7 protein-coding genes are annotated in these 6,188 nt (G+C 62.0%); 3 read left to right on the top strand and 4 right to left on the bottom strand.

From position 1 onward, the window contains the following. The 4 genes from EOA75_RS27060 to EOA75_RS27045 all read right to left on the bottom strand — a co-directional run. Positions 1-389, bottom strand: a 389-nt coding sequence (locus EOA75_RS27060; protein ID WP_164747583.1) for a GNAT family N-acetyltransferase, incomplete at its 3' end; no start/stop codon positions are given. A gap of 4 nt (positions 390-393) precedes the next feature. After that, the gene (gene gatB / locus EOA75_RS27055) at positions 394-1,893 is read right to left on the bottom strand and encodes an Asp-tRNA(Asn)/Glu-tRNA(Gln) amidotransferase subunit GatB (protein WP_127325595.1); all 1,500 of its coding nucleotides are present in this window, start codon (positions 1,891-1,893) and stop codon (positions 394-396) included. 175 nt (positions 1,894-2,068) lie between these two features. Beyond that, the gene (locus tag EOA75_RS27050; protein WP_066989480.1) at positions 2,069-2,500 is read right to left on the bottom strand and encodes a CBS domain-containing protein; all 432 of its coding nucleotides are present in this window, start codon (positions 2,498-2,500) and stop codon (positions 2,069-2,071) included. 104 nt (positions 2,501-2,604) lie between these two features. Next, the gene (locus EOA75_RS27045; protein ID WP_127217009.1) at positions 2,605-3,342 is read right to left on the bottom strand and encodes a rhomboid family intramembrane serine protease; all 738 of its coding nucleotides are present in this window, start codon (positions 3,340-3,342) and stop codon (positions 2,605-2,607) included. A 426-nt stretch (positions 3,343-3,768) separates the two neighbouring features. Between EOA75_RS27045 and EOA75_RS27040 the strand changes: the two genes are divergently transcribed. The 3 genes from EOA75_RS27040 to EOA75_RS27030 all read left to right on the top strand — a co-directional run bounded on the left by EOA75_RS27040 (position 3,769) and on the right by EOA75_RS27030 (position 6,066). Next, on the top strand, positions 3,769-4,407 hold the full coding sequence (locus tag EOA75_RS27040) for a PAS domain-containing protein (RefSeq protein WP_067321654.1): 639 nt from the start codon (positions 3,769-3,771) through the stop codon (positions 4,405-4,407). A gap of 171 nt (positions 4,408-4,578) precedes the next feature. Next, a complete protein-coding gene (locus tag EOA75_RS27035; RefSeq protein WP_067321610.1) occupies positions 4,579-5,193 on the top strand; it encodes a PilZ domain-containing protein in 615 nt (204 codons plus the stop codon). 267 nt (positions 5,194-5,460) lie between these two features. Continuing rightward, positions 5,461-6,066, top strand: coding sequence for a transglutaminase-like cysteine peptidase (locus tag EOA75_RS27030; RefSeq protein WP_127217008.1), 606 nt, complete (start codon positions 5,461-5,463; stop codon positions 6,064-6,066). The last annotated feature ends 122 nt before the right edge of the window (positions 6,067-6,188 follow it).

Here is a 6,188-nt window from a genome sequence, read left to right as displayed (position 1 = left end):
GCGATCGCCACCGCATTCGCCTGCTCAACCTCCAGACGCAGCGTCCGCATCTCCGGAAAACTGGCCTCGACTTCGTCGAGCAGCGCCTGGCCGATCCTTTGCCGCTGACAATCCGGAGATACGTAGAGCTGGTTCAGAAGGACGATCTTCGGGTCGGCAGTCGCGGCCGCCAAAGCCATGCCGCCAAGCCGCTTGCCATCGTCAGCGACCAGGAATTCGGAATTCGGCCGGGCCAGTTGCGCCTTGAGCGAAGCAAGAGAATGCCAGTCGTCGGTGATCACCGTTACATGCTCGGCGCCGTAAATGGCGTCATAGGTCGCATGCCACGTCTCGACCAGCAGCGCGCGGATCGCAACAAGATCGCGCTCGCTGGCGGTGCGGACGAACATCGCTCTATTCGATGCCGAGCTTGGCCTTGACCAGCTCGTTGACCGCCTGAGGGTTCGCCTTGCCGCCGGTCGCCTTCATCACCTGGCCGACGAACCAGCCAGCCATGGTCGGCTTGGCGCGCGCCTGCTCGGCCTTGTCCGGATTGGCGGCGATGACCTCGTCGACCGCCTTCTCGATGGCGCCGGTGTCTGTCACCTGCTTCATGCCGCGGCTTTCGACCAGTTGGCGCGGATCACCGCCCTCGTTCCAGACGATCTCGAACAGGTCCTTGGCGATCTTGCCGGAGATCGTGCCCTCCTTGATCAGGTCGACGACGGTACCGAGCTGCTCAGGCGAAACCGGAGCGTTTTCAATATCTTTGCCAGCCTTGTTGAGAGCGCCCAGCAGGTCGTTGATGACCCAGTTGGCGGCAAGCTTGCCGTCGCGCCCCGAGGCCACCTTCTCGAAGTAGTCGGCGACCGGCTTTTCCGACACCAGCACCGAGGCGTCGTAGGGCGATAGGCCGAGCGAGCCGATCAGCCGCGCCTTCTTCTCGTCCGGGAGTTCCGGCAGATGCTGTGCCAGATCATCGACATAGGCCTGGTCGAATTCCAGCGGCAGAAGGTCGGGGTCGGGGAAATAGCGGTAGTCATGCGCCTCTTCCTTGGAGCGCATCGAGCGCGTCTCGCCCTTGTTGGGGTCGAACAGGCGCGTCTCCTGCTCGATCGCGCCGCCGTCTTCGAGAATGGCGATCTGACGGCGCGCTTCGGACTCGATGGCCTGGCCGATGAAGCGGATCGAGTTGACGTTCTTGATCTCGCAGCGCGTGCCGAAGGCGCCGCCCGGGCGGCGCACCGAGACATTGACGTCGGCGCGCAGCGAACCCTCGTCCATGTTGCCGTCGCAGGTACCGAGATAGCGCATTATGGTGCGCAGCTTGCTGACATAGGCCTTGGCCTCGTCGGCGGAGCGCATGTCCGGCTTGGAGACGATCTCCATCAGCGCAACGCCGGTCCGGTTGAGGTCGACATAGGACATTGTCGGATGCTGGTCGTGCATAGACTTGCCGGCATCCTGCTCCAGATGCAGGCGCTCGATGCCGACCTCGATGTCCTCGAACTCGCCCTGCCGGTCCGGTCCGACCGAGACGATCACCTTGCCTTCGCCGACGATCGGCTGCTTGTACTGCGAGATCTGATAGCCCTGCGGCAGGTCCGGGTAGAAATAGTTCTTCCGATCGAAGACCGACTTGTGGTTGATCGCGGCCTTCAAGCCCAGCCCGGTGCGGATCGCCTGCTTGACGCATTCCTCGTTGATCACCGGCAGCATGCCGGGCATCGCCGCGTCGACCAGGCTGACATTGGCGTTGGGCGCCGCGCCGAAAGAGGTCGAGGCGCCGGAGAACAGCTTTGCCTCGGACGTCACTTGCGCATGCACTTCGAGCCCGATGATGATTTCCCAGTCGCCGGTGGCGCCGGAGATCAGGCGTTTCGGGTCGGGCGTGCGGGTATCGATGATGCTCATGGAGGCCTATGGGTCGCATTCGTGGCTGGCGCGATTTTGCTTATCGCGTTGCGAAAATCGCATCACTCGCTAGTGCAAACCGTTCCTTGAGACAAGTCCAAAGCCGCGCGCAGGCCTCCAGGCAGCTTGCGCTTGTAAGCCCACGGGCTGTGCTGGCGGCACCTTCCCGCCTGTATCAGGCGGTGGCGATGTAGGCCCGGATCTCCTCGGCCTCGCGCTCGACATCCTCGATCCGGCGCTTGACCACATCGCCGATCGACACGATGCCGTCGAGCATCCCGTCCTTCTCCACCGGCAGGTGGCGGAAGCGACCCTTCGTCATGATCTCCATGACCTCGTTGACCGTGTGGTTCTCGTTGCAGATCTTGACCTTCGGCGTCATGGCCGATCGGACCGGAATATCGAGCGCGGCCGCGCCCTCCCTGGCCAATACTCGCACGATGTCGCGCTCGGAAAGGATGCCGACGATCTTGCGGTCGCCATTGGTGATGACCAGCGCGCCGATCCTATGCTCGGTCAGGATGCGAATGGCTTCGCTCAGCTTTTCATTAGGCCCGAGTGTGAACACGTCATGGCCTTTTTGCTCAAGAATTGCCTTCACAGTCATGGCGTCCTCCTGTGCCTTGCCCGCCGGCTCCTGCCCTGACCGGCATTCACGTTCCGGTGAACATGGTGCGCCGTGATTGGTTGCATTTCAAGTGCGCCGCAGTGCTACTCGGGCGGCTGGGGCCGATCGAAAAAGCGCACGCCGAAAAAGCCGGCGACAAAGCCGCCGATATGGGCTTCCCAGGCGATCTGTCCCTCGATCCCCGGCGCAAAGCCGAGAAGGCCGGTGGCGAGGTTGATCACCATCCAGACGCCGAGGAAGGTCATGACGCCGCGCGAACGCAGCACGATTGCGATCGGCAACGGCTCGCCGGCGAAGGCCGCCTGGCCTGACGAGCGATCGATCCGGAAGCCGTAGCGCGCCGCAGCTCCCATCATGCCCGAGATCGCGCCGGAAGCGCCGACCAGCGGCATCTCGCCATAAGGGTGCATGGCCCAGAACAGCGCGACCGAAGCCAGCCCGGTCACGGCGTAGAACACCGCAAATCGGGCCGCGCCGAAACGATTGGCGAGCGGTGAGCCGAAAGCGGCAAGCCAGACCATGTTGACGGCAATGTGAGCGAGGCCCCCATGCATGAAAGCATAGGTGAAGGGGCGCGTGAACAGGAACCAGTCGAAGCCGTATCGGCCGGTGTAGAGCACCGGAATGAAGGCTCCGTCGTAGAGCAGCATCATTTGCTGGTCGTCGTTCAGCACATATCGCTCCAGCAGGAAGACGATCGCGCAGATCCCCATCACCGCCAGCACAACCGGCGGCAAGTTGAACACCGGCTCGCGGCGCGGCTCCGGCGCCTCGTCGTCTGGTTGCAATTCGGATTCGGTCGGTGTTACCGGTTCGCTCATGGCCTCTTCGCAGCTGGCTGGAGACTCGATTTCGGCCGAAGCATGTAGTTCACGCCGGATCGAATCACAAACCGCGAATCGCCCCAAGCTGAAATCGGATAGCGCCTGGATCGGCGACGCTGCGAATCAAAAGAAAGCCGTCCAGGTTTCCCTGAACGGCCGGTCGAGTCCCCTGCTCCCCGAAAACTGACTGAAGCGCTGCCGATCGCTGCTGAAACGACCGTTTTGGAGTGGTTTTTGACATGCCACAGGCCCGGTCGGCGCGCAACGTAAACCACTTGTTAACCTTAACGACCCCGAGACGTGAACAAACGTTAACGATGCTGGCACGCATCCTGCTCCGCACCGCATGAAGGTCATCGGAGGGCGCCCTGTCTGTTCGCCGATGGGACAACAAGAAAGACAGATTGCCGGAGCGGAATGGAAATGAATCAGAACGGATCAATCGCGCTGTTCCAATATTGGAACCGGCTGCGTGATGGCCGCCCGGCTCCGAAACGCTCGGAAGTGGAGCCGGCGGACATCAAGACGCTCCTGGCCGATACGTTCATCCTGGAGCGCGACACACGCGCGGAAGCCGTGTTCCGGCTGGCCGGCACCAGGCTCTGCGCCTATTACGGCCGCGAGCTCAAAGGGTTTTCCTTCCCCTCGCTCTGGCGCGAGAAGGACCAGCGGCTTATGTCGCGTCTCATCCACGGCGTCTTCGACCAGAAATCGGTGCTGCTTCTGACCTATGAAGGATTCAGCCGAAACGGTCGTTCCAGCAAGTTCGAGCTGCTGGCGCTGCCGCTCGATGGCGGCGTCGAGAGCCCTCGCTGCCTCGGCATCGTTAGCGCCGCGGATCGGCCGTTCTGGCTTGGTGCCGACCCGCTGGCGGACGCCCTGATCGACGCGATTCGGGTCATCGATCCCGACAAGGACCCGATGTTCCTAAAGAACCGGCCGGCGATCGATGTTCCGTCGCTCGTGCCGACGGAGTTCGACGCGCCCGAGACCATTTCGGCGCTCGGCCGCGTACGCCGGATACGGCATCTCGTCGTCTTCGACGGCGGGCGCAACGAGTAGAGCGGATCGCGAGATTTTGCCCCGATCTGGTCCAGGCCTTTGCCTTGCGTGGGCGTCCGCCCCCAACCCATTTGGGCCGGCTTTTTCCCGTTTGTTAACCTGCTTTGCTGTAGCTTTTTCCGGTGAAATTCCTCGCACGTCGCGCGGAATGCCAACGGGGTGTAGGCAGTCATGAGGTCAGCGGCGGAATTTGCGCCGTCCCGTGTGGAGCGGCGCAATTTTCAGCGTGTCCGGGTGAAAATCTACGGACGCTTCATGCTGGAGGACCGCACGGAACACGCGTGCCAGGTGATAGACATGTCGCCAGGCAATGTCGCCTTGCGCACCGATCGCGTCGGCATGCCGGGGGAAAAGGTCATTGCCTATATCGATCACATCGGTCGCATCGAAGGCATCGTGACGCGCACCTCGCAGGACGGTTTCGCGATGACCGTCATCGCTTCGGACCGCAAGAAGGACAAGCTCGCCGCGCAGCTCACCTGGCTTGCGAACAAGCATGAGCTCGACCTGCCGGAAGACCGCCGCCACGAGCGCGTCGCGCCGCGCAATCCGATGAGCGTGCTGCAGCTCACCGACGGGCGACAGTATCAGTGCCGCATCATCGACCTGTCGCTCTCGGGCGCGGCGATCGAGATCGACGTCAAACCAGCAATCGGCGTGCAGGTCATGCTGGGAACGATGCGCGGCCAGGTCGTGCGTCACTTCGAGGACGGCGTCGCCATTGAGTTTGCCGTCATCCAGCGGCCGGAAACCTTGGATTCGGAATTCAACGCGCCGCGGTCCTGACCGCTTAGAATTCGGACATGCATCCAACCGGCCTCCAGCGGCCGGTTTTTTGTTGGCCGGATCAGGGCCTTCTAGCAGCCGGGCGGCATGTCGAGACGCCACGTGATCCGGGTGCGGCGGCCGGTTTAGATTCTCAACAATCCGCAGTCGAGATAGTTCAAATTTTATATTTAATCTACGGGCGTTTTACTCAATCTCTACTTCCGGTTTTTGCGTCAAATAAATCCCAACGTGGCACAGTCTCTCTCAAACGGGGAGACTACCATAATGAAAATGACGAGGGGCAAGCTGTTGCTCTTGGCAATGGCGATGCAGCTTTCCGCCTGGGGCACGGCAAGCGCGGGACCGCTGTTCATGCATACGGGTGGCCGCACCACCCAGCCCGTCGGCCATTATGAACTCTGCCAGCGTATCCCCATCGAATGCAATGAGAGGACGCCGAATGGGTCTCCTGTCGAGCTGACCCGCAAGCTGTGGGCGACGATGATCAAGGTCAACAATTCGGTCAACACCCGCGTCAAGCCACGTACCGATATGGAGATCTACGGGGTCGAGGAATACTGGGCCTATCCCGACAACGGTTTCGGCGACTGCGAGGACTTCGCGTTGGAGAAGCGCCGCGAATTAATGGCCGCCGGTGTCCCCGCCGGCGACCTTTTGATGACGGTCGTGCGCCAGCCGAACGGCGACGGCCACGCGGTGCTGACGGTGCGCACCAGCCTCGGCGAGTTCATCCTCGACAATCTCGAGCCGAAAGTGCTCGCCTGGAACGACACGGTCTACACCTACCTCAAACGTCAATCGACAGAGAATTCAGGCGTTTGGGTTTCGATCAACGACGGCCGCGAGGACGCGGTCGCCAGCGTCCGCTAGGATCCCAATGCATGCTGCCCCAAGATGCGCAGGGCTTTTGGGGCAACACGAAGAGATTAAGCACGCCGCATTCATACGGCGTGCCTGGAAAAAGCCCGGTCGAGTCCCCACCCTCCCCGTCC

Origin of the sequence: Mesorhizobium sp. M1A.F.Ca.IN.022.07.1.1 (genome assembly GCF_003997575.1) — a bacterium.
Lineage (GTDB): Bacteria > Pseudomonadota > Alphaproteobacteria > Rhizobiales > Rhizobiaceae > Mesorhizobium.
Note: the sequence above shows the minus strand (reverse complement) of the source record. Positions and strands in the feature narration are given on the sequence as shown.

Bases quoted from the DNA above. Each gene is read 5' to 3' on its own strand.
- gatB (WP_127325595.1), bottom strand. From the start codon at position 1,893: ATGAGCATCATCGATACCCGCACGCCCGACCCGAAACGCCTGATCTCC.
- EOA75_RS27050 (WP_066989480.1), bottom strand. From the start codon at position 2,500: ATGACTGTGAAGGCAATTCTTGAGCAAAAAGGCCATGACGTGTTCACA.
- EOA75_RS27045 (WP_127217009.1), bottom strand. From the start codon at position 3,342: ATGAGCGAACCGGTAACACCGACCGAATCCGAATTGCAACCAGACGAC.
- EOA75_RS27040 (WP_067321654.1), top strand. From the start codon at position 3,769: ATGAATCAGAACGGATCAATCGCGCTGTTCCAATATTGGAACCGGCTG.
- EOA75_RS27035 (WP_067321610.1), top strand. From the start codon at position 4,579: ATGAGGTCAGCGGCGGAATTTGCGCCGTCCCGTGTGGAGCGGCGCAAT.
- EOA75_RS27030 (WP_127217008.1), top strand. From the start codon at position 5,461: ATGAAAATGACGAGGGGCAAGCTGTTGCTCTTGGCAATGGCGATGCAG.